15 protein-coding genes, 1 tRNA gene and 3 rRNA genes are annotated in these 24,102 nt (G+C 44.2%); 15 read left to right on the top strand and 4 right to left on the bottom strand.

Going from position 1 to position 24,102, the window contains the following annotated elements:
• Positions 1-5 precede the first annotated feature (5 nt).
• From ACZ42W_RS11805 to ACZ42W_RS11795, 3 genes are all read left to right on the top strand, one after another.
• Entirely contained in the window at positions 6-2,129 is a 2,124-nt protein-coding gene (locus ACZ42W_RS11805) for an ATP-dependent helicase (RefSeq protein WP_464165552.1), read from the top strand.
• A 192-nt stretch (positions 2,130-2,321) separates the two neighbouring features.
• Complete coding sequence (locus ACZ42W_RS11800) at positions 2,322-3,050, top strand: DUF421 domain-containing protein (protein WP_464165551.1); 729 nt, start codon at positions 2,322-2,324, stop codon at positions 3,048-3,050.
• 14 nt (positions 3,051-3,064) lie between these two features.
• A complete protein-coding gene (locus tag ACZ42W_RS11795; RefSeq protein WP_464165550.1) occupies positions 3,065-3,430 on the top strand; it encodes a DUF4363 family protein in 366 nt (121 codons plus the stop codon).
• Positions 3,431-3,605: 175 nt separating this feature from the next.
• Here ACZ42W_RS11795 and ACZ42W_RS11790 read toward each other — a convergent pair whose 3' ends face one another.
• From ACZ42W_RS11790 to ACZ42W_RS11780, 3 genes are all read right to left on the bottom strand, one after another.
• Positions 3,606-4,178, bottom strand: coding sequence for a xanthine phosphoribosyltransferase (locus tag ACZ42W_RS11790; protein WP_464165549.1), 573 nt, complete (start codon positions 4,176-4,178; stop codon positions 3,606-3,608).
• 260 nt (positions 4,179-4,438) lie between these two features.
• Entirely contained in the window at positions 4,439-6,097 is a 1,659-nt protein-coding gene (locus tag ACZ42W_RS11785; protein ID WP_464165548.1) for an L-lactate permease, read from the bottom strand.
• 459 nt (positions 6,098-6,556) lie between these two features.
• A complete protein-coding gene (locus ACZ42W_RS11780; protein ID WP_464165547.1) occupies positions 6,557-8,785 on the bottom strand; it encodes a cell wall-binding repeat-containing protein in 2,229 nt (742 codons plus the stop codon).
• A 268-nt stretch (positions 8,786-9,053) separates the two neighbouring features.
• Here ACZ42W_RS11780 and ACZ42W_RS11775 point away from each other — a divergent pair, with 268 nt between their 5' ends.
• The 8 genes from ACZ42W_RS11775 (at position 9,054) to ACZ42W_RS11740 (ending at position 17,357) form a co-directional block, all read left to right on the top strand.
• The gene (locus tag ACZ42W_RS11775; RefSeq protein WP_464165546.1) at positions 9,054-9,968 is read left to right on the top strand and encodes an RluA family pseudouridine synthase; all 915 of its coding nucleotides are present in this window, start codon (positions 9,054-9,056) and stop codon (positions 9,966-9,968) included.
• 151 nt (positions 9,969-10,119) lie between these two features.
• The gene (gene amrA, locus ACZ42W_RS11770; RefSeq protein ID WP_464165545.1) at positions 10,120-11,382 is read left to right on the top strand and encodes an AmmeMemoRadiSam system protein A; all 1,263 of its coding nucleotides are present in this window, start codon (positions 10,120-10,122) and stop codon (positions 11,380-11,382) included.
• A 100-nt stretch (positions 11,383-11,482) separates the two neighbouring features.
• Positions 11,483-12,430 carry an AmmeMemoRadiSam system radical SAM enzyme gene (gene amrS / locus ACZ42W_RS11765; protein ID WP_464170980.1) on the top strand — a complete coding sequence of 316 codons (948 nt, stop codon included), beginning with the start codon at positions 11,483-11,485 and terminating at the stop codon, positions 12,428-12,430.
• Positions 12,431-12,682: 252 nt separating this feature from the next.
• Positions 12,683-13,009 carry a YggT family protein gene (locus tag ACZ42W_RS11760; protein ID WP_464165544.1) on the top strand — a complete coding sequence of 109 codons (327 nt, stop codon included), beginning with the start codon at positions 12,683-12,685 and terminating at the stop codon, positions 13,007-13,009.
• A gap of 273 nt (positions 13,010-13,282) precedes the next feature.
• On the top strand, positions 13,283-14,977 hold the full coding sequence (locus ACZ42W_RS11755) for a M3 family oligoendopeptidase (RefSeq protein WP_464165543.1): 1,695 nt from the start codon (positions 13,283-13,285) through the stop codon (positions 14,975-14,977).
• A gap of 51 nt (positions 14,978-15,028) precedes the next feature.
• On the top strand, positions 15,029-15,421 hold the full coding sequence (locus ACZ42W_RS11750) for a PaaI family thioesterase (protein WP_464165542.1): 393 nt from the start codon (positions 15,029-15,031) through the stop codon (positions 15,419-15,421).
• A 35-nt stretch (positions 15,422-15,456) separates the two neighbouring features.
• Positions 15,457-16,647, top strand: coding sequence for an amidohydrolase family protein (locus tag ACZ42W_RS11745; RefSeq protein ID WP_464165541.1), 1,191 nt, complete (start codon positions 15,457-15,459; stop codon positions 16,645-16,647).
• 110 nt (positions 16,648-16,757) lie between these two features.
• A complete protein-coding gene (locus ACZ42W_RS11740; RefSeq protein WP_464165540.1) occupies positions 16,758-17,357 on the top strand; it encodes a flavodoxin family protein in 600 nt (199 codons plus the stop codon).
• An 85-nt stretch (positions 17,358-17,442) separates the two neighbouring features.
• On the opposite strand, the gene ACZ42W_RS11735 is transcribed toward ACZ42W_RS11740, so the two are convergent.
• The gene (locus ACZ42W_RS11735; RefSeq protein WP_464165539.1) at positions 17,443-18,135 is read right to left on the bottom strand and encodes a YczE/YyaS/YitT family protein; all 693 of its coding nucleotides are present in this window, start codon (positions 18,133-18,135) and stop codon (positions 17,443-17,445) included.
• A gap of 409 nt (positions 18,136-18,544) precedes the next feature.
• Between ACZ42W_RS11735 and ACZ42W_RS11730 the strand changes: the two genes are divergently transcribed.
• The 4 genes from ACZ42W_RS11730 (at position 18,545) to rrf (ending at position 23,726) form a co-directional block, all read left to right on the top strand.
• A 16S ribosomal RNA gene (locus tag ACZ42W_RS11730) occupies positions 18,545-20,110 on the top strand.
• A gap of 192 nt (positions 20,111-20,302) precedes the next feature.
• Positions 20,303-20,378: transfer RNA gene (locus ACZ42W_RS11725), tRNA-Ala, on the top strand.
• A gap of 180 nt (positions 20,379-20,558) precedes the next feature.
• Positions 20,559-23,471 (top strand): 23S ribosomal RNA (locus tag ACZ42W_RS11720).
• Between the two features lie 138 nt (positions 23,472-23,609).
• Positions 23,610-23,726, top strand: a 5S ribosomal RNA gene (gene rrf, locus ACZ42W_RS11715).
• Together the 16S, 23S and 5S rRNA genes with 1 tRNA gene alongside form the textbook arrangement of a ribosomal RNA operon.
• Positions 23,727-24,102 lie beyond the last annotated feature (376 nt).

The following is a 24,102-nucleotide window of genomic DNA, read 5'->3' as shown; positions in this document are numbered from 1 at the left end:
TAGATTTGTTAAAAGTAAAGGAATTCTTTCATAGGATAGAAGCAAAAGGATTTAATTTAACACAGCAGCAAAAGAGGGCCGTTGTCCATGACCAGGGGCCTCTTTTGCTTTTAGCTGTTCCTGGTGCGGGCAAGACGATGGTCCTAACTGTTCGGCTAGCTTACTTAATTCTTGTGAAAAAAGTAGACCCTCGAACGATACTTTGCCTTACTTTTAGTCGGGCAGCCGCGAAGGAAATGCAGGAGCGGTTTGTGAATAACTTTGGAGAAATGATTAATGGTAAAATCCAGTTTTCAACGATCCATAGTTTTGCCTATGAGGTGGTTCGCTCAGCTTTTCGCCAAAAAAACACCCAGTTCAAGATTATTGAGGAACAAAAAGGTACAGAAAGCAAGATTGGAGTTCTTCGTAGAATCTATCAGAAGCATAACTTTTCTACTATTACGGACGAGCAACTCGAAGGGCTTCAGAACACCATATGCTATGTAAAAAACACTTTAAAAAAGCCTGAAGAGCTTAAGAGTAATGAAATCAAGAACTTCTCATTAATTTATCACGACTATGAGGAGTACAAGAGAGACTGCCATCCACGGCTGATCGATTACGACGATATGCTTTCTATTGCGTTTCAGGAGTTGAAAGAAAACCCTAAGTGTCTGGAGTCTTACAGAAAGAGTGTTGCCTATATTTTGACGGATGAGAGCCAAGATACGTCTCTTTTGCAGCATAAGATTATAGAAATTGTCGTAAAACCTAAATCCAACCTTTTCGTCGTTGGTGATGATGACCAAAGTATCTTTGGATTTAGAGCGGCAGATCCACAGTATTTATTAGACTTCGAACAGAATTATCCAGGGGCGAAGATTCTCCGTATGGAACAAAACTTTCGTTCTACTCCCCAAATCGTAGATGTATCCTCTAGGTTCATCCGTTCCAATACGTTACGGTTTGATAAGGAGATGTTCACAAAGAACCCTAAGGGAGAGGTCCTTCAAATTGGACAATTCAAAGGAATAAGGGAACAAAATCAGTTTATTATCGAGAAACTGAAAGTCCAAAAGGATTTGTCTAAGGTTGGGATACTTTACCGTAATAATCTATCCGCGATTGGATTAGCAGAAGAGTTAAGTAGGGCCAATATTCCTTTTTATATGCGAGAGGCGGGGAAACAGAGATTTTTCTCGCACTGGGCGATTCAGGATATACTTAATTTCCTGCGTTTCTCTTATAGTGACAAAAGCTTGGCTGTCTTGGAGCGCATCTGGACCAAGTTGAGTTGCCCTATTCGAAAACAACAGATCGATGATCTCAAGCAAATGCAAATCGATCGATCACTCTTCGATATACTTGCCGAGTATCCGGAAGTTACACCGAAACGTAGACTTGAATACTTAGAGCTTAAGAAACAGTTTAAGGTGCTTAATTCACTGTCTCCCTCTAAGGCTATCCGTTTTATCCGAAACGAGCTGGAGTATGATAAAGCTATAGGGCAAATTTGTGACTCGCTAGGTTTTTCCGAGGAGTATCTCGAAGGTCTCATGGATATTTTAATATCAATCGCTCAGAATGAGTCGACCATAGTGGATTTTGCCAATCGCCTGACATTCCTTGAAGAGCAAATGAAGTCTTCCTATAAGAATAAGCACAGTAAAGCCGTGACCCTCTCGACCATCCATTCAGCGAAGGGTTTAGAATGGGAACAGGTCTATCTCGTTGATCTTGTCGAAGGTATTATTCCTGAGAGGGAGACCGTAAACGCAGAAAAAAGCGGAAAGAAAGAATTGTTAGAAGAGGAAAGACGCCTTTTCTATGTAGGGATGACTCGGGCAAAGAGACAGTTGACCTTATGCTCGATGGACTATTACCATAATAAACGAGTCAAAGTTTCCCGTTTTGTTTGTGAGGTAGCCTTAGTCCTTGAGGGGAAAAATTTGAAAGATGTTCCCCATAGGGTATCAATCGACGATAGCGTTTTGGCTGCAGGGTTAGTGGTGGAACATAAGACCTTTGGAGAGGGAGTCATCGTTGAAGAGGATGGTAATGTGATTGTTGTTCGCTTCAAGGATGGATCACAGCGTACGCTAATGAAGGATATCTGTGAGAAGCAGAAGTTGATTTGGGCGGTTTAGAGAGAATTTGTTCATAAAATCCGTTCACCGGTCAACCCATCCTGGGAGAATCAGGGGGACGGTTCGAATGCTTCCTGCTTGGAAGCGCAAGAACCGTCCCCCTGAATTTTTTCTCATGGTAGTATAAAGAGTTATTAATGTTAGATAATACCACTTAGCATAGAAATTATGGAAGGTGTAGTGGTATGGAATATGAATGAGGGGTTAGTCGTAGTTGTGAGAGCCTTTATAGGCTTCTATTCTCTCCTTATTTTTGCAAGAATTATCGGGAAATCACAGATAAGTCAGCTTAGCTTCTTTGACTATGTGCTTGGAATTACGATTGGTTCTATAGCGGCTACTTTGACGACGGATTTATCCAGCAGAGCGTGGCCCCACTGGGTAGGGCTTTTTACCTGGGTTGCGCTGGGATACTTGATGGAAATGATCTCAACAAAATGGCGATATGCTGCTAAGTATTTGGAAGGGGAGCCGACGATTGTTATTATGAATGGCAAGATTATGGAGAAGGCTCTTAAAAAAATGCAATATAGGGTTTCCCAGATATTAGAGCTCCTTAGAAACAAAGGAGTATTTGACTTGAACCAAGTTGACTTTGCTATTTTAGAACCCAATGGACAAATTTCAGTATTATTAAAGCCTGAACATCTGCCCCTAACTCCTATGGACATGAATATACAAGTTTCCCCGTCAGGGATAAGTACAGAACTTGTTTATGATGGAATTATTATCGATGAAAATTTAAGCCAGCTTAATAAAGACAGAAATTGGTTGTTTAAAGAACTCAAAAAGAAGGGTATCAAGGATGTATCAGAAGTCTTTTTAGTAACGCTCGATCCGGCTGGAAGTTTATATGTGGACAAGTATGAGGATCATCTAAAGAAAATTACAGATATAGGGGATTACAAAGGACCCTACTAAGGAGAACTGATTGAATGAGAAGATTTTTAGTGATAACTATTCCCATCGTCACACTCATATTTTTCGTCTTGGTCATGATAAGTAGTGGCTTCTTAAAACATCCTTTCGGAGATGATGACAATATTCCACTTACAATAGAAACCCTTATCCAGGATGTTAATAATGAGAACTGGGAAGCTTCAAATAAAGACACTGATCAACTAAGTAGAGCTTGGGAAAAGGTCGTCAAAAGAGTACAATTTAGTTCTGAACGCAATGAAATTGATGATTTCACGATAAATATAGCAAGACTTAGGGGGGCTATTCAAGCTCAGGATAAATCAAGTGGACTTCAGGAATTAAGTGAGGCATATTTACATTGGAAGTCCCTTGGTAAATAGGGTCATTGACTCACCCTATTTTCTCGTCTTCTGCAACCTTAGTAGATCAAGTTCATAAGGTAAAGGGACTATAGACTTTTCTTCATCCGTACGTTTAGGAAAAAAACTAATCTACAATAAATGAACAAAGCCAAGGGTGCATCTTGGCTTTGTTCTTCATTATTGTAATCTGATTTTATTTAAAAATAACTTGACCATCCTTTATTGAGTCGATGATAGCTAAAGATTCTAACTGCATACCTTTTTCTTCAATAAGTTTTCTGCCACCTTGAAATCCTTTTTCTATGACAATACCCACTCCAGCAATCTCCGAACCACTTTGAGTTAATAAACTTATGAGTCCCATTAGTGCACAACCACTCGCGAGGAAATCGTCGATAATTAATACTTTGTCCTCCGGATGTAAGAAGTCTTTTGACACTTTAATCGTATATTCTTGATCTTTTGTATAAGAATAGACTTTGGCCTCATAAACATCGAGGTTCATGTTGATACCAGCGTGTTTCTTCGCAAATACGACAGGAATATTGTTAAAGTATTGAGCAACTATGCACGCAATGCCAATGCCAGACGTTTCGATGGTTAATATTTTTGTTACTTCTTTACCAGAAAACCTGCGCTTAAATTCCTTGCCTATTTCATTAAACAAGGTGATATCTAATTGATGATTTAGGAAGTTATCGACTTGGATGATCCGATTATCTGTAATTTTCCCCTCGGTGCGAATTTTGGTTTTTAAGAGTTCCATGATATAAGTGCTCCCTTCATAGTATAAAAACACTCCCAAAGTCTTTCAGGAGTGCCAATGTAAAATGTTATAATAAATAGGATAACGTGACTATCGACAAAAATCAACTAGATTTTTGTCGATAGTCCTTGATATGCAAAAAACACCATTGGACATAAAACTCCAACAGTGCCTGTTACTAAACGAGATGTGCCCTCCCAAAGTTAGATAAACTAACCTAGGAGGGCACATCTCGTTTTATGAATTGTAGGGTCTTTAGGTTACTTGGTCGTTGCGATTGTCGGCATGAGCCCAGGTGCAAGATATGCCTCTAAGAAAATGATAACCATAACAATGAGGAGCAAATAAACAGAGTACTTAGCGGTCTTACGGAAAATTTCATTTTCCTTACCAATCAAACCTGTCGCGGCACAAGCAATCGCAATGGATTGAGGGGAAATCAATTTACCCATCGAGCCTCCAAGCAAGTTGGCGGTAACTGTGAGAACAGGATTCATGCCCAGCTGAGTAGCTGTAACCTTCTGCAGCATTCCGAACAAGGCACCTGAAGAAGTAACTGAACCTGTGAGGAATACACCAAGCCAACCGAGGACAGGAGAGAAGAAGGGGAAGATTACGCCAGTAGAAGCAAATGCTAAACCAAGGGTGAAGGACATACCGGAGTAGTTTGCTAGCCAAGCTAGGCCCAAGACAGACATGACTGTTATGAGTGAATAGGCCAGTTGCTTCATTGTACGAACAAAGACTTTCACAGCCGTAGATGGGCTGATACGTAGGATAAACAGGGTAATGACTGCGGAGATGAGCATGGCGGTACCTGCATAGCCAAAGATATCCCATTTGTAGCTTGCAGCATAGACCGCTGGTTTTGTTACGATTGGAGCCGCTTGCATGACGTAGCCATGAAGACCAGGCCACTTCGGAATGTTAATAAACCATTGAAGGTCGTTCGCAACCCAAGTTTTGAAAGCAGGTGTGCCCCAAATTCCCATGAAGACCATGAGAACAAGGAAGGGAGACCAAGCTTTAAAGATTTGTCCACCGGTGTAGGTTTTCTGAGTAGAACTATTTACCTCTGGATCATTTGGAAAGCGCCATACAGTCTTGGGACTCCAAAATTTGATGAAGACTGCGGTACACAGAATAGAAACAACAGAACCGACAACACTCGGCAGCATTGGTCCATTGTACTTAGCAAGGAGGAAGAAGGGGATTGCAAAGCTAATACCAGTAACAAGTGCAGCAGGTATTACTTCCTTTGTGGCCTTCCAACCACAGAGTACTAGGAGCATTGCGATAGGGATAATAATTGCAAATAATGACATATTAATGGCTAAGCCGTGAGCAAGAACGGCATCATTCATGGCAGTAACCTTACCCATGGTTATTGTCGGTGTTCCTACTGGACCAAATGGAACGGGAGGAACGTTCGCCACGAGACAGATAACAGCCGCAGGGACTGCCGGAAAGCCTAAACCAATTAACATCGCAGCAGCGATGGCAACAGGTGCACCTTGACCTGCAGCGCCTTCCATAAAGGCTGAGAAAGAAAAGGCAATAAGTAAGGCTTGAAGTCTACGATCGCTTGAGAGTGTAGCAATTGAACCCTTGATGACTTCAAAGGAACCCGCTTCAACAGTCAAGTTATAAAAGAAAACAGCTGTAATAATAATCCATCCGATGGGGAAAAGGCCATTCATAATACCCAGAATCGTAGCAGAAAATGCGACACTAACAGGCAAGCCATAAACAAGTACTACATCAATAAAAGCTAATAAGAGCGTCAAGACGCCAGCAATATGGCCTTTCATTTTTTTGATTGCTAGAGCCCAGAAGAGGAAGAAGATTGGAATAGCAACAACTAAAGCAGTCAGGAAAAGATTATCACCGAGAGCACTATAGTTTTGTGTCCATTGCATACAGGGTTCCACCTCCATTTTTTGTTTTGAGACAAATTACTCAAATGGGATGCCCATTCAACCTTTTGCAACCTCCTTCCATCAAATTTTTTGCTTCTTGATTGATTGTTGGTTTTCGAGGCTGAATAGGACAGACGTGGAATGGTGGTCAGACAAGTACCCACAAAAAAATTTATATTATTGTGTGCACTTTCGCAATTCCATTATCAACTTCGCGTTATACTACGTCAATGAAATAGTTTCTCGTTATTTGGATGAATTGACTGAAAATACACAAACTTTCGACATTGACTTAGGTGCTATTTTGAAAGTTTTTCTTGATTATGTTTTCTAATGTTGTTTTATAATTTGATTAATGACTGGAAAAGTAAAAAAGAAAGAGGCCGTCTCACTACTGATGCGTAGTGAGGTGGCCTCTCAATCTATTAAAGCATGACAACTAATAGGAAGATGAACGTTTTAATCCTTCGGTAGGGGAGTCTTATAGTAATTATAGATGCCATGGAAAATGGCCCCAGCAACATTTTTCTGGAAGGTGGGGTTTTGTAGTCTTGCTTCCTCGTAGGGGTTCGATATGAAGGCAGTTTCAAGTAAGATAGCAGGCATATCTGTGTAACGCAAGACATAAAATCCTGCTTCTTTAAGTCCACGGTCTTTGGTTTGTATGGTATCAATCACTGCAGTTCGAATATTACTTGCCAGATGTGCAGCTTCTAGTTGTTTGGGGTTCGCTTCAGAATAATAAACTGAAGTTCCTTGTGTTTCTGGGTTCGTAAAGGAATCATTATGGATGCTGATGAATAAGTCTGCTTTGCTTTTATTGGCTAGCTCTACTCGAGCTTTTAAGTCCTCTATCTCAGAGTAATTCGCTGCGGGAGAACTATCGTTATTCCGAGTAAAAACCACCTTAGCTCCAGCTTTTTTCAAGATATCACTTAACTCAAGCGCAATGGCAAGGGTATTGTTTTTTTCGTAAGTATGGGTTGGGCCGACTGCCCCAACATCCGGTCCTCCATGTCCAGGGTCAAGCATTATCGTTTTGCCGGATAAGGAGTTGACAGGGATGCCTTGAAAAGGATCGATGAGAACTTCTTTGGATGGATCGTAGGTTGTAACTGGAGGAGTATTAGGTTCAGTAGGAGGGGTATCACCCCTTGAAGGAGTCGTTGGTTTTTTTATTTCTGAAGGAAGAGGTGGGAAGTCCCGAAGATTCTCTTGATACTTAGACGTGGATTTTCCCTCTATAATGCTTTGGGTATTCGGACTAATGACTCCAGATCCACCTAAAATATAAACGGTGCCATTTACGCGTAAATCGACGGTCGTTGAAGCGCTGATATGACTTGTTGAAGATGAAACAGTGTTAACATAGTCAGCTGAAACCCAGCCTGTTATCGATTGATAAGTTGTTCTATACCATTTATCTTGTTGCTCGACGAGTTCAATGGTAGTTCCTGCTGGAATTGTCAGGAACACTTTTCCAGTGGATGAGGGGGTTTCCCTTAGATTTAACCCACCGGATGCTGTAATAATACCTTTTTGAGGTTCGTGTGTGACAGTTACATAGTCCGCTGATATCCAGCCGGTAGTTGCATGATATGTCGTCTTGTACCATTGTCCTTGTTGATCGAGCAGGTCAACCGACGTTCCCTCTGGAATAGTGAGGAGTTTATTACCTGTGGGTGAAGCAGTATCTCTCAGATTTAGACCTCCAGATGCGGTGATTGTACCTTTTTTAGCTCCAATAATAACAGGCCCGCTTGGGGTGTTCTTTGCTGGAGGTTCGATTTTCATATGTTCGCGCATCAGGGAATAGACGGAGGGAGGAATATCTTCTTTTTCAGTAAGTAACAGGGGGGCCTTATATTTTGCAGCTAAGACGGTTCCTGCTACTGCGTCGGGGAAGGTAATTCCTGATGCTAAGAAAAGATCATCTGCTTCATATGTATCGTCTACGAAAGAAACGACTTTGGTATTGGTTTCGTAACGGTCCTGACCTCCCAACCGGGTTTCAATATTAATGTTATTGTTTGTGAGACTATCAGAGGGGATAACTCCTTCGCCACCAATCACGATGAGGTGTTTGGGTCGGGCTTCCGCTAAATGCTTAAGAACGGCTTCAGGAAGTGTCTTTGAGGTTAGCACGATGGGAATTTGCTTAATTCCAGCATAGCTTGCAGCGGATAAGGCATCAGGAAAATCATCTCCATTCGCAAGAATCAAGGAGTCGTTATTCATGCGTTTCGAAAGAAGAATTGAGGTTTCATAACGATCTGCTCCGCCTATGCGCTCCCATTCAAGGGAGAATTTAAGCTGCTCAAGTTCTCTTTCTATGGAAGGTTTTAATACACCCTCGCCGCCAAGTAGTATCACTTTCTGCGGCTTTAAACGTTCCAGTTCTTTAACGACACGCGGGTCGATAGAATCTCCTTGTGTAAGTAGGATAGGAGCATTTTGACTCACTGCGAAAGGGGTTGAGGCGATTGAATCTGGGAAATCGGCGTACTCACAGAGAATAACCGTTTGAGCAGAGGGCCAACCTTTTTGCGATATACTAAGAGCGGTTTCGACCCGGTCTTGCCCGGATAGACGCTCAATTGGGTAAGCTAAGGGGCTAGCATGTGTGATTAAGGGCATGCTGACTAAGAAAGCAAAAGAAGCAATTACTGTTAAAATGTTCTTTTTCACAGTTCCATCCTCTCTTTTACCGTTTTATGTCGATTATACCATAAAAGCTCGTACATTTTGGGTTAAAAAGAAAAAATAGGAAAAAAGGCCTAGTGGGATAACAACAAAAAAATATAAAACTCAACAATGGTATGAGCTACCGTCTAGATAACGTGTTTTTGCCTCAAATAGGCAGCCTGTGTTAAACTAAAATCAGAGCGCCCATCAACGAATGATTAAAAATTTATATACAGTAGCAATTTGTAATTCAAAGATAGGAGAAAGAATCATGCAAACACCACGTAGTGAGTTAGATAGCAAGAAAAGAAAAGATAAACCGTCTTCTTTTCAAGTTACAGAATCTGAAGAATTAATGAAGTTCTTAATCGCCCAATTACCAGGGCAAGGGCGCAATAATATCAAATCCCTTTTGGCCAATCGACAGATCTTAGTCGATCAAGATATTGTAACTCAATATAATTACCCTCTAGAAATAGGTCAACAGGTATCGGTCCAATGGGATAAGGTAAGAAAGGAAAGTCAGCCCCAGAGGCTTGAAATCCTTTTTGAAGACCCCTACCTTATTGTCATCGCCAAAGAAGCAGGCTTGCTTTCTATAGCAACGGCTCAAGAAAAGGAGCAAACTGCGTATAGTATTCTGAGTGATCATATAAAGAAGCGCGACCCAAAGAATCGAATCTTTGTCGTCCACCGGCTTGATCGAGATACATCGGGTGTAATGCTCTTTGCCAAAAGTGAAAACGTCAAGGAACTTTTGCAAAAGGACTGGAAGGAAGCAGTCGAGGAGCGAAGCTATATCGCCATTACTGAAGGACCGGTCAATTCGCCTGAAGGGACAATCACTTCCTGGTTGAAGGAGAACAAAACCTTTACTATGTATTCGAGTCCGAAGGAAAATGGGGGACAAAAGGCGATAACGCATTACCGCGTTCTTAAGAAGAATAAGAACTTTTCTATGCTGGAGGTTAACCTGGAAACGGGACGTAAGAATCAAATACGTGTCCATATGCAGGACATCGGCCACAGTATCATCGGGGATAAGAAGTATGGCTCGACTAAGAATCCCCTTCGGCGCATGGGGTTGCATGCTAGAGTGCTTGCCTTCCGTCATCCCATTACCGGGGAAGAAGTGCGTTTTGAGACCGAGATTCCAAAGGATTTCTTGAGTCTTTTTGGCTCTTAATCAAAGTAAGATAGCAATAGCAAGTAGACCTTACATCATGAATTAAAGGATGTGAGGTCTTTTCTGTATAGAAACATTTTCAGGTGTAAAGCTATTAAGAAAATCTTTCACTCTGGTTTTAAGTTAGAGAAGAATAATGAGGTGAATTCCAATGCCCTTAGTATATTCTGCATTCGTCCCCCACCCACCAATCATTGTGCCAGAGATCGGTCGGGGAGAGGAAACGAAGTGTTCCGCTACCCTTGCTGCCTATCGTGAAGTTGCTAAGAATTTAGTAGAAGCTCAAGTCGATACAGTACTCCTCATATCGCCCCACGCTACCCTTTTGCGTGAAGGGGTTACAATCGTCAATGAGGAATTCATTGTCGGTGATTTTTCTCAGTTTGGGGCTCCACAGGTTAAGCTATCGTTTCCTTGTCAAAAGCAACTAGCTGAGGCTTTTGCTGCACAACTACCAGAAGGGATACTCTGTTCAGCAAAACTTGACCACGGAGCTCTCGTCCCGCTGTATTTCTTACACGAGGCAGGTTGGCAGGGAAAGCTTCTTCTTCTTAGCATGCCTATGGAAGATCCTGAGAGCTACGGACAAGAAATTTCCCGAACTCTTAAAGTCTTTTCAGAACGGATCGCTCTAATTGCGAGTGGTGACCTATCTCATCGTTTGAAGAAAGACGGCCCCTATGGTCTTCACCACTCAGGACCAGAATTCGACCAACAAATCGTCCATGCCTTATCCAGGGATCCCTCGCAAATTCAGCGTATTCCCTGGGAGCTTGCCGAAGAAGCTGGGGAATGCGGCTGGCGTAGTCTACGTCTTGCTTTGGCGGTTCAGGAGGGGATGCCGAAGGTTCTTTCATACGAAGGCCCTTTTGGTGTTGGATATCTGGTTGCTGAACTATATCATTCCTCACCCTTAGCTCACTGGGCTAGACAATGCCTGAAGACCTATCTTAATATGGGAAGCATCCAAGGACTAATACCTCCTACAGCACCGGAATTCAAGCTTCGTCGTGCTTGTTTTATAACCCTAAAGAAAGATGGGGAATTGCGTGGTTGTATCGGAACGACTGAACCCCGGCGAGAAAGTCTCGCCCAGGAAATAGAACATAATGCCATCGCTGCAGGAACTGAAGACCCAAGATTCTGGCCCGTTGAAGATGACGAATTACCTTCCCTCACACTATCTGTAGACGTACTCGGGGAAATGGAGAAAATTCAGAGTATTGAAGAGCTTGATCCATGGCGTTATGGTGTGGTCGTTCGAGGACGCGGCAGAACCGGGTTGTTACTTCCTCACCTAGAAGGAATTGATACTGCAGAAGAACAGGTAAGCATTGCTAAACAAAAGTCGGGCCTTAGTGTAGAAGAACCTGTAGAGCTCTGGCGTTTTGAGGTAGTAAGATACTTTGAGTAAAGGCCACGAGTAACACAAGCTTAATAGGGAGCCAAGCCTACGTTCTGCGGGTGGTTGAAACTAATTAAAGAATAAGTTGTAAGGGGGTGATGGAGTGTCAATAACAGATAAGACGGCAAGTTGCCTTCTTTGTCCTCAGCATTGCCAACTTAGGCCAGGTCAAACGGGTCGTTGTCATGTACGTGGTAATGAAGGAGAAGGAGTCCAACCCCTTAATTATGGTGAAGTTGCTGCATGTCATCTCGATCCTATAGAAAAGAAACCGTTATTTCACTTCTTTCCAGGAAGTCAAATTTACTCCGTAGCTGGGTATGGTTGTAATCTGTCCTGTAACTTCTGTCAGAACTATGAGATTTCACAATCTCATCAAAGAGGGACAAAGTTTACACCTGCCAGTCTAGCCGAACAGGCTAGGGATTCACTTGGGCTATGCTTTACCTATTCAGAGCCCTCGACATGGTTTGAAATGATTCGAGATACTGCTCCTTTGGTCCAGAAAAACGGCGGAAAAGTTGTTTTAGTAAGTAATGGGACGATTGCCCCTCGTTTTTTGGAGGAACTTATACCGTTTATAGATGCAGTGAATATAGACATCAAAGGCTACTCTGAGGAGTTTTATCAAAAATTTTGCGGGGGTAGGTTGTCCTGGGTTTTAGACACAGTAGAGCGACTTGCAGGCCGTGTACACTTAGAGGTGACTACTCTCGTTATACCCGGAGCAAATGACCGACCAGAAGAAATTCATAAGCTTTCTCGTTGGTTGCGAAAGCTAAATACACCATTGGCTTGGCATTTGAGCCGTTATTATCCTGCCTATAAACTCAAAGTTCCTCCCACAGAACGAGAAAGCTTACTTCACCTTTGGGAACTTGCGAAAGCGGAAGTCGAATATGTCTATATGGGAAATGTCAGCGGGGGAGAGACTACCTTTTGTCCTCGCTGTGGGAAAAAGGTAATTATCAGGGATAATTATCGAGTTCATAACCTTCTTAAGGAAGGTCATTGCCCTCAGTGTGACAAAGAAATCTTCGGGATGGGTCTGAGATAAAGATAAGACGGGAATACCATAAAGCCTAAAAATAGCCATTGAGAATTATATGGAATATTACAATAATAAGCGCCATCAAAACGCCTGAACTGTATGACCCCAAAGGAATATCATGAATATTTGGAGGTAGAGGTATTCTCTTTGCCAAATGGATGCTCCAGCTCGGGGAGTATCATTTTTTCATAGCCTTGAATAAAAAAGCCCTAACTCACACTATACTACATCTATCGAACGTTATGGAGAGTGAGCATTATGACTAATCATGTAGAGGATCAATCCTCAAAACGAATCGTCTACTATATTTTAGGGGTAGTAGAGGTGTTATTGGCTTTTCGTCTCGTTTTTAAATTACTCGGTGCAAACCCGGCGAGTACATTTGTTTCTGGCATTTACACCATATCAGGCATCTTTCTTAGTCCGTTCACGGGGATATTCCGGACGGCATCGACCCGTGGGGTTGAAACTCAAGCAATATTAGAACCTGCGACCCTAGTTGCGATGATTGTCTACGCCGTAATAGGCTGGGGAATTGTTAAGCTGATAGAGATCATGAGGGCTACACCAAAAAGTAAAGTCTAGGATAAATACTCAAAGCCAAGTTATAGGGTTGAAAGTTGTTTTCTGATAGCATCATTTATGAGACTGGGCGACCTGTCTCTTTTTTTGGCCGAATCTGAATTTCAGCTGGACTTAATTAACCTACAGAAAACTAAGGTTCTGTTAATTTAATTAAAAAATAAAGAACCGTTCTAAATTCATTAATTAAAATGAAGGAGATACTATAAGGAATTAAGAATAAGATACTGTGTGTTTGAGGATTAACTACAATGCTTTTTGGAGGAAAGGAAGCTTATGAAATTTAAGGACTATTCGTACACCCGGCCAAATATCGAGGAATTCAAGTTGGAATTTCTAAGTTCGTTAGAGAAATTCACTCATGCATCAAACTTTGGTGAGTTAGATGAAAGCTTTGTTGAAATTAATCGTTTGCGTGGAGAATTTGATTCGATGTATCAAATCGTCTCGATTCGTCAGACCATTGATACGACTGATTCATATTATGAGAAGGAACAAGAATATTTCGACGAAAATATGCCGATTTACCAAGGGCTGATTTCAGATTTCTACCGAGCTCTTGTTGGTTCAAAGTTTCGTGACGAGCTGGAAGGGAAGTGGGGACGGCAGCTTTTTCGAATTGCTGAATTGACACTTAAGACCTTCAAGCCTGAGATTATCGAAGATTTGCAGCAAGAAAATAAGCTGACGACAGAGTATACCAAACTCATCGCCTCAGCGAAAATTCTCTTTGAAGGAGAGGAGCGTAACCTACCTGGTTTAGGACCATTTCTTCAATCGACTGATCGTAAGTTGCGCAAAAAAGCAAGTGAGGCGAAGTATTCGTTTTTTATTGAGCAGGAAGAGAAGCTTGATGAGATTTATGATAACCTCGTCAAAGTCCGCACACGAATGGCTCAAAAACTTGGGTACGCTAACTACGTCGAGCTTGGCTATGCTCGGATGCTACGTTCAGACTATAATTCTGAGATGGTCGCTAATTTCCGTAGACAAGTTGAAGAGCAAATTGTACCTGTCGCCACGAAATTGCGGGAACGTCAGCGTCGACGTCTAAGGCTTGATGAACTTCTGTATTATGATGAGAAGTTTAGTTTCTTAACAGGGAATGCGCAACCCGAAGGAGATCCAGAGTGGATTCTTGAAAACGGACAACGCATGTATCAAGAACTCTCACTAGAGACCAATGAATTCTTTACTTTCATGGTAGAAAATGAACTCATGGATTTGGTCACGAAGAAGGGTAAGGCTGGTGGAGGGTACTGTACGTATATTAGTAAGTATCAAGCTCCCTTTATTTTTTCAAATTTCAACGGAACCTCGGGGGATGTCGATGTCCTAACCCACGAAGCGGGACACGCCTTTCAGGTTTACACGAGCCGAAACTACACGCTACCAGAATACCAATGGCCTACCTATGAGTCCTGTGAGATTCACTCGATGAGTATGGAGTTTTTTGCTTGGCCCTGGATGGAGTTGTTTTTCAAAGAGAACGCTGATAAATATCGATTTAATCACTTAAGCGAGGCACTTCTCTTTATACCCTATGGGGTCAGCGTCGATGAGTTTCAGCACTTTGTTTACGAAAATCCAGAAGCTACACCATCAGAAAGAAAGAGTGCATGGCGTCTCATCGAGAAGAAATATCTGCCCCACCGAAATTACGAAGACAATGAATATCTAGAGCGTGGGGGCTTTTGGCATCAGCAAGGGCATATTTTTGGGAATCCTTTTTATTACATAGACTATACCTTGGCTCAGATCTGTGCATTTCAATTTTGGAAAAGATCTCAGGAAGAAAAGGAGAGGGCATGGCAAGACTACTTAGGGCTTTGTCAGGTTGGAGGCAGCCTATCCTTTATCGAATTAGTGAAACACGCTCATTTAATTTCTCCCTTTGAAGATGGCTGTATAAAATCAGTGATTGGAGTTATAGAGGGATGGCTAAACCAGGTGGATGATCAAAAATTCTAATGAGACACCAGGGTGTATTAAGTGAAAAGTCACTTTGCTTTGGAGGAGATCATGGTTGAATTGAATACGCTGGAATCGAGTAATGTCTGGAAATACATCGGCATGGAGATTGTGAAGAACGAACAAAATCAAAGAGGCGTAAGAATAAAGAATACAGATAATCTTAAGCAAGTGTATGGAAATGTTCATGGCGGAATTATCGCGATGGCTATTGACGCTGCAATGGGGGTTGTCGTGAATGAAGCGATTGGGCCAGATCAATCGGCCGTTACAGTGGAGTTAAAAGTGAACTATCTTTATCCAGTCTTTGATTCCGATCTGTACGCATATGCGAAACTTATAAAGCAAGGTAAGCAGCTTCTCACGGGTACAGTCGAAGTCCTTGATGAAGAGAATCACCTCATAGCGATAGGGACTTCAACTTATATACGAAAAACCAGATAGTTTTCGCTTACCCATATTTTGTGGAAGGAGTAAGGATGTTCATATCATGCAGCGCAGGTAGAAAAATTCTGCAAATCCCAGAAAACGGTTCGGCAGCTATTGCTGGATATTGGACTCCCGAACGTGAAAACGCCTTAGGCCCTGCACTTTTAGAATGGAAAGAGGGCAAGGTTAGTTCCTTACAACCCATTAACTCTTCGAATATTCTTCCTGAAAATGTTTACGCCTGGGATTCCTATATCCTCATGCCAGGATTTTTAGATGCTCATGTACATTTAGCTCTAGACAGTATCGATTTTTACAAGTGCCTAGAGAATTGGAAGGAACCTTCATTAATCGAGGAAAACCTACAGGAATTTTTACACCGTTATTTAGAGATGGGGATTGTAGCCATTAGAGATGGCGGTGACTTACCGGGTTTCTCTTGGCTCGCGAAGAATAGGGTTAAAGAGCAGGTATGGTTTGGCCCTAAAGTTATCTCCGTACATGAAGCTATCGCTCGAAGGGGAATGTACGGTCGCTTTCTGGGGCGTGGATTTGAGGGTATCCATGATTGGCATGAGAAAGAGACTGACTTTTTTGCTCAAGGGGTTGATCAGCTCAAGATCATCGTCACGGGGATAATTAGTTTCGATCAATATGGGGTCGTAGGGCCGACTCAGTGGACTGCCGAAGAACTTGAAGAGTTGGTTGAGTCGGCTCATAGGCGAGGAATTTCTGTTATGGCACATGCGAGTGGAGAAGAGGGGATTACGAGGGCGATTGAAGCTGGAGTCGATTCGATCGAGCATGGGTACTATATGACGACTCAACATCTAGAGCAGATGAGAGCAAAAAACCTGGCTTGGGTTCCTACTGTCGCTCCCATTGGGAATATTTTAAAATATCCATCCGATCGTTACTCTACCCAGGAAGTGGATACGTTAAAGCGAATTCTCGAGACACATCTCGCACGAATCTACGAAGCCTATCGTTTAAAGGTTCGACTAGGAGTAGGTACAGATGCTGGCGCCTATCAAGTCCCCCATGCAGAAGGATTCCATGACGAAATAGTTTGGATGAGCAAAGCGGGAATTCCATGGCCAGCTGTCTATCGAATGGCTACCCAGGAAAACGCTCGAATCTTAAAACTTTCTGAATATGGAAAGTTAGATATAGGATCATCACTGGATCAGCTTCAGTTAGTGAACATACAAGAAATGGACAATATTTCTAAGGAATATTAGTCACTCATTTTAGATTTTTCCTTATAATTAGGGAGCAAGGTGAGTAAGATCATCCCTTGATTGCTCTTAATATTTAGCTACGTCTGTAAATCAAAAATGAGGTGAGTGAGTTGTTAATCCTCGGCCTAAACGGTAGTCCTAATAAAGACGGAAATACACGGTTTCTGTTAAATAAGGTTCTCGAGACGGCAAGCGTTCTTGGTGCTGAGACACAAATTCTCCAAGTAGCTGAACTTGTTAGATTGGCAAAGCATCCCTTCTGCACAGTCTGTAGTAACCCCTGTTCCGGCGTTTGTTATAAGGGAACAGAACTAGCTGAATCCTATGAGCTATTAAAAAGAGCTGACGGGGTTATTTTCGGAAGTCCTACCTATTTTGGTACTGTATCCGCACAACTTAAAGCCTTCTTCGATAAAACTCGGATGCTTAGACGCGATAAAGGGCTTTATAATGTAGTTGCCGCAGGTGTTACCGTAGGAGGATCAAAATACGGTGGGCAGGAAGCGACAATGAAAGCCCTGCATGATATCATGTTGGTTCATGGTATGATTATCGTAGGGGATGGATTTATTGAAAAGGACTGTGGTCATCATGGAGTGATCGCTCAACGACCCGCCCAGAGCGATGATTTTGCACTCACCCGTGCCGAGCTACTTGGAAAAAGAATGGTCGAAGTTTGTGGGGCGACGCAATCCCTCCGTAAAAAGTGAACCTTTTGAGGCTGATGTACTCTGAATACGAATGAAAGAGGCTACCCAGATGAATGATCCGTTCATCTGGGTAGCCTCTCTAACATCAATTACTTTGTATCTTTTCAGTTAGTTTTAGCCGATTCAAGAGTTGCATACCCCATTGCACAAAAAGCCCAATCGATATTGAAAAGATCAAAGTACCGATCCCTAAGGGGCCGCCCATTAGAAAACCAAGGAAAACAACGAATACTTCAATCCCAGTTCTTACTTGAGCAATACTAAAGCGTGTTTTCTGATTAAGACCTAACATCAAACCATCTCGAGGTCCGGCACCAAGATTTCCAAGTAAATATAGGGCTGTTCCAAAGCCAGAAATGATAATTCCAACAATAAGATAAAGAAGACTTAAGGTGACACTTTGAGGTGTTTCTATTAAATGACTCGAAATCAACAAGTTAAGGACTATACCATAATAGTAGATATTAATAAAAGTTCCTATTCGTGGTTTGATGCCCATGAAAGAGGCTGGGATTAGAACTAGGATACCAATAACAATACCGATTGTCCCTAGCTCTATAGAAGGAAAATACCTAGAGATTCCTATATGAAGTACATCCCAAGGACTGACTCCTAGGCCCTGTGCAGCTATGAGAAAATAATTCCCTACACAAGCGATAAACAAGCCTACAAAGAAATAGACGTACCTCATTAATAACGTATAAAGCTGTAATCGAGTGGGCCTTTTATCCCAAATAGCTATCGAATTTAAGTTAATCTGAGCTTCTGTTTTTTTCAAGTTATACACCCCGAAGTCATGAATAAGCCTAGATTTGAATCACAAAATGCAAGAGACAAAATATGTAACTGAAATATTATAGCATAGAACAGGTGGTAGTTATCGCTAACAACTCCAAGTATTTACTAAGTTGTAGCAGCCTCTTTAGGCTTTTTCCATAGTATAAAAGATCAGAAATAGCTATAACGGATCTAAATTCTTTCTACGCTTACGATGTGAAAAACACATGTGAAAAAAACTATTGACATCAGGAATTCAACCTGCTAGAATCTATAAATGTCGCCACTAAGTGCGGCACACGGTGAAAGCCGTAAAATGGTCTTTGAAAACTAAACAACAAGGAACAGCCAATGACTCGTCAAGAGTTAAAGATTTAGATAATTTGAGCAATCAAATTTTCTTCATAAATTTTATGGAGAGTTTGATCCTGGCTCAGGACGAACGCTGGCGGCGTGCCTAACACATGCAAGTCGAACGGAGAACTCAATAAGCTTGCTTAGAGAGTTCTTAGTGGCGGACGGGTGAGTAACGCGTGGGTAACCTACCCATTAAATCGGGACAACCCTTGGAAACGAGGGCTAATACCGGATACGCTTAAGAGCTGGCATCAGCTTTTAAGGAGAGGTGGCCTCTGAACATGCTACCGATAATGGATGGACCCGCGTCTGATTAGCTAGTTGGTGGGGTAAAGGCCTACCAAGGCGACGATCAGTAGCCGGCCTGAGAGGGTGAACGGCCACACTGGGACTGAGACACGGCCCAGACTCCTACGGGAGGCAGCAGTGGGGAATCTTCCGCAATGGACGAAAGTCTGACGGAGCAACGCCGCGTGTACGACGAAGGCCTTCGGGTTGTAAAGTACTGTCTTCAGGGACGAACGGTATGGGTGTGAATAATGCCTGTACATGACGGTACCTGAGGAGGAAGCCCCGGCTAACTACGTGCCAGCAGCCGCGGTAATACGTAGGGGGCAAGCGTTGTCCGGAATCATTGGGCGTAAAGGGCGCGTAGGCGGATATTTAAGTCTGGTGTGAAAACCTAGGGCTCAACCCTGGGAGTGCATCGGAAACTGGGTATCTTGAGGACAGGAGAGGAAAGTGGAATTCCACGTGTAGCGGTGAAATGCGTAGATATGTGGAGGAACACCAGTGGCGAAGGCGACTTTCTGGACTGTAACTGACGCTGAGGCGCGAAAGCGTGGGGAGCAAACAGGATTAGATACCCTGGTAGTCCACGCCGTAAACGATGAGTGCTAGGTGTAGAGGGTATCGACCCCTTCTGTGCCGCAGTTAACACAATAAGCACTCCGCCTGGGGAGTACGGCCGCAAGGTTGAAACTCAAAGGAATTGACGGGGGCCCGCACAAGCGGTGGATTATGTGGTTTAATTCGACGCAACGCGAAGAACCTTACCAAGGCTTGACATCCACAGAATCTCGAGGAAACTTGAGAGTGCCCTTCGGGGAGCTGTGAGACAGGTGGTGCATGGTTGTCGTCAGCTCGTGTCGTGAGATGTTGGGTTAAGTCCCGCAACGAGCGCAACCCCTATATTTAGTTGCTAACGAGTAAGGTCGAGCACTCTAGATAGACTGCCGGTGACAAACCGGAGGAAGGTGGGGATGACGTCAAATCATCATGCCCCTTATGTCTTGGGCTACACACGTAATACAATGGCCGGTACAGACGGAAGCGAAGCCGTGAGGTGGAGCGAATCCGAGAAAGCCGGTCTCAGTTCGGATTGTTCTCTGCAACTCGAGAACATGAAGTCGGAATCGCTAGTAATCGCAGGTCAGCATACTGCGGTGAATACGTTCCCGGGCCTTGTACACACCGCCCGTCACACCACGAAAGTCTGCAACACCCGAAGCCGGTGAGGTAACCCGAAAGGGAGCTAGCCGTCGAAGGTGGGGCCGATGATTGGGGTGAAGTCGTAACAAGGTAGCCGTATCGGAAGGTGCGGCTGGATCACCTCCTTTCTAAGGAGAACGGTTCACTCTAGTAGTGAGCGTATCCTATGGTCGATCCTTTGAAAGACTGATGCGAAAGCATTAAGAGTTCAAAGGTGATGAGTCGAAAGACTCGAAATGCCGAAGAGGCAAAACAGGGAAACCTGTAAAGAGCTGTTTGAGTGCAAACTACTTGTTGTTTAGTTTTGAGAGACCTGACGTGGGGGTATAGCTCAGCTGGGAGAGCACCTGCCTTGCAAGCAGGGGGTCAGCGGTTCGATCCCGCTTACCTCCACCATTTATATCTGGTTTCTCTGGCAAAAATTAAAGATTGAAAGTTTGGTTGTAAAATGCTAAACTAACAATCCGCTAAGAGATGAAAGTCTCTAAGCAAAAATGTTCTTTGAAAACTGCACAGAGAAAATAATTAACTGTAAATTAGGATAAACATCTGAGAACCTAATGTGGCGGGACGTTTGGTCAAGCTATTAAGGGCGTACGGTGGATGCCTAGGCGCTAAGAGTCGAAGAAGGGCGCGGCGAGCGGCGAAACGCCACGGGGAGCAGTAAGCATGCATTGATCCGTGGATACCCGAATGGGGCAACCCATCCAGAGTCATATCTGGATATCGTTAACTGAATCCATAGGTTAACGAAGACAACCCGGGGAACTGAAACATCTAAGTACCCGGAGGAAGAGAAAGAATAATCGATTCCCTGAGTAGCGGCGAGCGAAACGGGAAGAGCCCAAACCGACCCCTTCGGGGATCGGGGTTGTAGGACCCTCTTTTAAGAATGGATTTCTAGCCGAAGTGATCTGGAAAGATCGAGCAAAGAAGGTAACACTCCTGTAGGCGAAAGGAAGACATTCTGTGAGGGTATCCTGAGTACCGCGGGACACGAGAAACCCCGTGGGAAACCGGGAGGACCACCTCCCAAGGCTAAATACTCCTTAGCGACCGATAGCGAACTAGTACCGTGAGGGAAAGGTGAAAAGCACCCCGGGAGGGGAGTGAAAAAGAACCTGAAACCGTACGCTTACAAGCAGTCAAAGCACCCTTGAGGTGTGATGGCGTGCCTTTTGTAGAATGAACCGGCGAGTTACGGTATGTAGCGAGGTTAAGGCGAGAAGCCGGAGCCGGAGCGAAAGCGAGTCTGAACAGGGCGACAAGTTACATGCTGTAGACCCGAAACCGTGTGATCTACCCATGGACAGGGTGAAGGTGGGGTAAAACCTACTGGAGGCCCGAACTCACTGTCGTTGAAAAGGCAGGGGATGAGCTGTGGGTAGGGGTGAAATGCCAATCGAACACGGAGATAGCTGGTTCTCCCCGAAATAGCTTTAGGGCTAGCCTCGAATCGATGATTATTGGCGGTAAAGCACTGAATAGGCTAGGGGCCTTACCGGGTTACCGAACCTTATCAAACTCTGAATGCCAATAATTTAGATCGGGAGTCAGACTGTGGGGGATAAGCTTCATAGTCGAAAGGGAAACAGCCCAGACCATCAGCTAAGGTCCCAAAGTATACGCTAAGTGGAAAAGGATGTGGAATTGCACAGACAACCAGGATGTTGGCTCAGAAGCAGCCACCATTTAAAGAGTGCGTAATAGCTCACTGGTCGAGTGGTTCTGCGCCGAAAATGTAACGGGGCTCAAGCGTATCACCGAAGCTATGGCTTGTACACTCAGTGTACAGGGGTAGGGGAGCGTTCTGAATGCAGCGAAGTTGTTCTGTAAGGAATGGTGGAGCGTTTAGAAGTGAGAATGCCGGTATGAGTATGCGAAAAGGTGAGTGAGAATCTCACCCGCCGTAAACCTAAGGATTCCTGGGGAAGGCTCGTCCGCCCAGGGTAAGTCGGGACCTAAGCCGAGGCGTAAAGCGTAGGCGATGGACAACTGGTTGAGATTCCAGTACCACTCTTAAGCGTTTGAGCAATGGGGTGACACAGAAGGATAGGTTAAGCGTGCCGTTGGTTGAGCACGCCCAAGCCCGTAGGGTGTGAGGCAGGAAAATCCGCCTCGCGAGAAGCCTGAAAGGTGACGGGGAGCGAAAATAAGTAGCGAAGTAACCGACTCCAAGCTGTCAAGAAAAGCCTCTAGTGAGCAAGAGAGTGCCCGTACCGCAAACCGACACAGGTAGGTAAGGAGAGAATCCTAAGGCGCGCGAGAAAACCCTCGTTAAGGAACTCGGCAAAATGACCCCGTAACTTCGGGAGAAGGGGTGCTCTTTGAAAGAAGAGCCGCAGAGAAGAGGTCCAGGCGACTGTTTAACAAAAACACAGGTCCCTGCCAATCTGAAAAGAGAAGTATAGGGGCTGACGCCTGCCCGGTGCTGGAAGGTTAAGAGGAGAGGTTAGCGCAAGCGAAGCTTTGAATTGAAGCCCCAGTAAACGGCGGCCGTAACTATAACGGTCCTAAGGTAGCGAAATTCCTTGTCAGGTAAGTTCTGACCCGCACGAAAGGCGTAACGATCTGGACACTGTCTCAACGAGGGACTCGGCGAAATTGTAATACCCGTGAAGATGCGGGTTACCTGCGACAGGACAGAAAGACCCCATGGAGCTTTACTGTAGCTTGACATTGGATTTTGGTATAAAATGTACAGGATAGGTGGGAGACAGAGAAGCTAGGGCGCCAGCCTTGGTGGAGTCGCCGGTGGGATACCACTCTTTTTGTACTGAAGTTCTAACTTAGACCCCTGAATCGGGGTTGAGGACCGTGTCAGGTGGGCAGTTTGACTGGGGCGGTCGCCTCCTAAAGAGTAACGGAGGCGCCCAAAGGTTCCCTCAGCGCGGTTGGAAATCGCGCGTAGAGTGTAAAGGCAAAAGGGAGCTTGACTGCGAGACCAACAAGTCGAGCAGGGACGAAAGTCGGGCTTAGTGATCCGGTGGTACCGAGTGGAAGGGCCATCGCTCAACGGATAAAAGCTACCCTGGGGATAACAGGCTTATCTCCCCCAAGAGTCCATATCGACGGGGAGGTTTGGCACCTCGATGTCGGCTCATCGCATCCTGGGGCTGTAGTAGGTCCCAAGGGTTGGGCTGTTCGCCCATTAAAGCGGTACGTGAGCTGGGTTCAGAACGTCGTGAGACAGTTCGGTCCCTATCCGTCGCAGGCGCAGGAAATTTGAGAGGATCTGACCCTAGTACGAGAGGACCGGGTTGGACGGATCACTGGTGTACCAGTTGTCTCGCCAGAGGCACAGCTGGGTAGCTATATCCGGAGCGGATAAGCGCTGAAAGCATCTAAGCGCGAAACCGACCTCAAGATGAGATTTCCCACAGCATAAGCTGGTAAGACCCCTGAATGATGATCAGGTTGATAGGCCCGGTGTGGAAGCGCGGTGACGCGTGGAGCTGACGGGTACTAATCGGTCGAGGGCTTGACCTAACAAACGCTAACAAGCGGTTCACTCACTTTGGGCTCAATCTTAAGTGAGGAAGACAATTATCTTAATTACAGTTAAGACATTACATCTGTGCAGTTTTGAGGGAATAGGGTTCCGAAAGGAGCTTGAAACTTCAAAGATCTGGTGATTATTCCGGAGGGGTTCCACCCGTTCCCATACCGAACACGGAAGTTAAGACCTCCAGGGCTGATGATACTTGGACCGCAGGGTCCTGGGAAAGTAAGTCGTTGCCAGGTAAGTGCAAAAAGACCGTCTATTTTAGATGGTCTTTTTGCTTTTTTACTGCGTAAAGAACGACGGGAGTGTGCATGATTCTTTGGGGTCGGTTCCACCCGTTCGGCTCACACGGCGATAGTATTCCTTTGACAGTTTGCCGTGTGGCCGAAACAGTCCACCGGACTGTTTCGTGGCGCCGCGAAGTCTCTCTCTCCAGCACAGCGGCTTGGCCGAAATGATATCCCATATCATTTCGTATCTCGAACACGGAAGTTAAGTCCTCCAGGGCTAAAACAACATTAATATGAAAATCGTTACTTGTCTCAATATGAAAAAATTAAACTCAAAAAGAAAAGATTTTAGAATGTGTAGAAAGGAGAGAAAATGGCAGAAGTG

The organism is Desulfitobacterium elongatum (assembly GCF_055378975.1).
The sequence above is the reverse complement of the archived record's forward strand: the minus strand, read 5'-3'. Positions and strand labels throughout refer to the sequence as shown.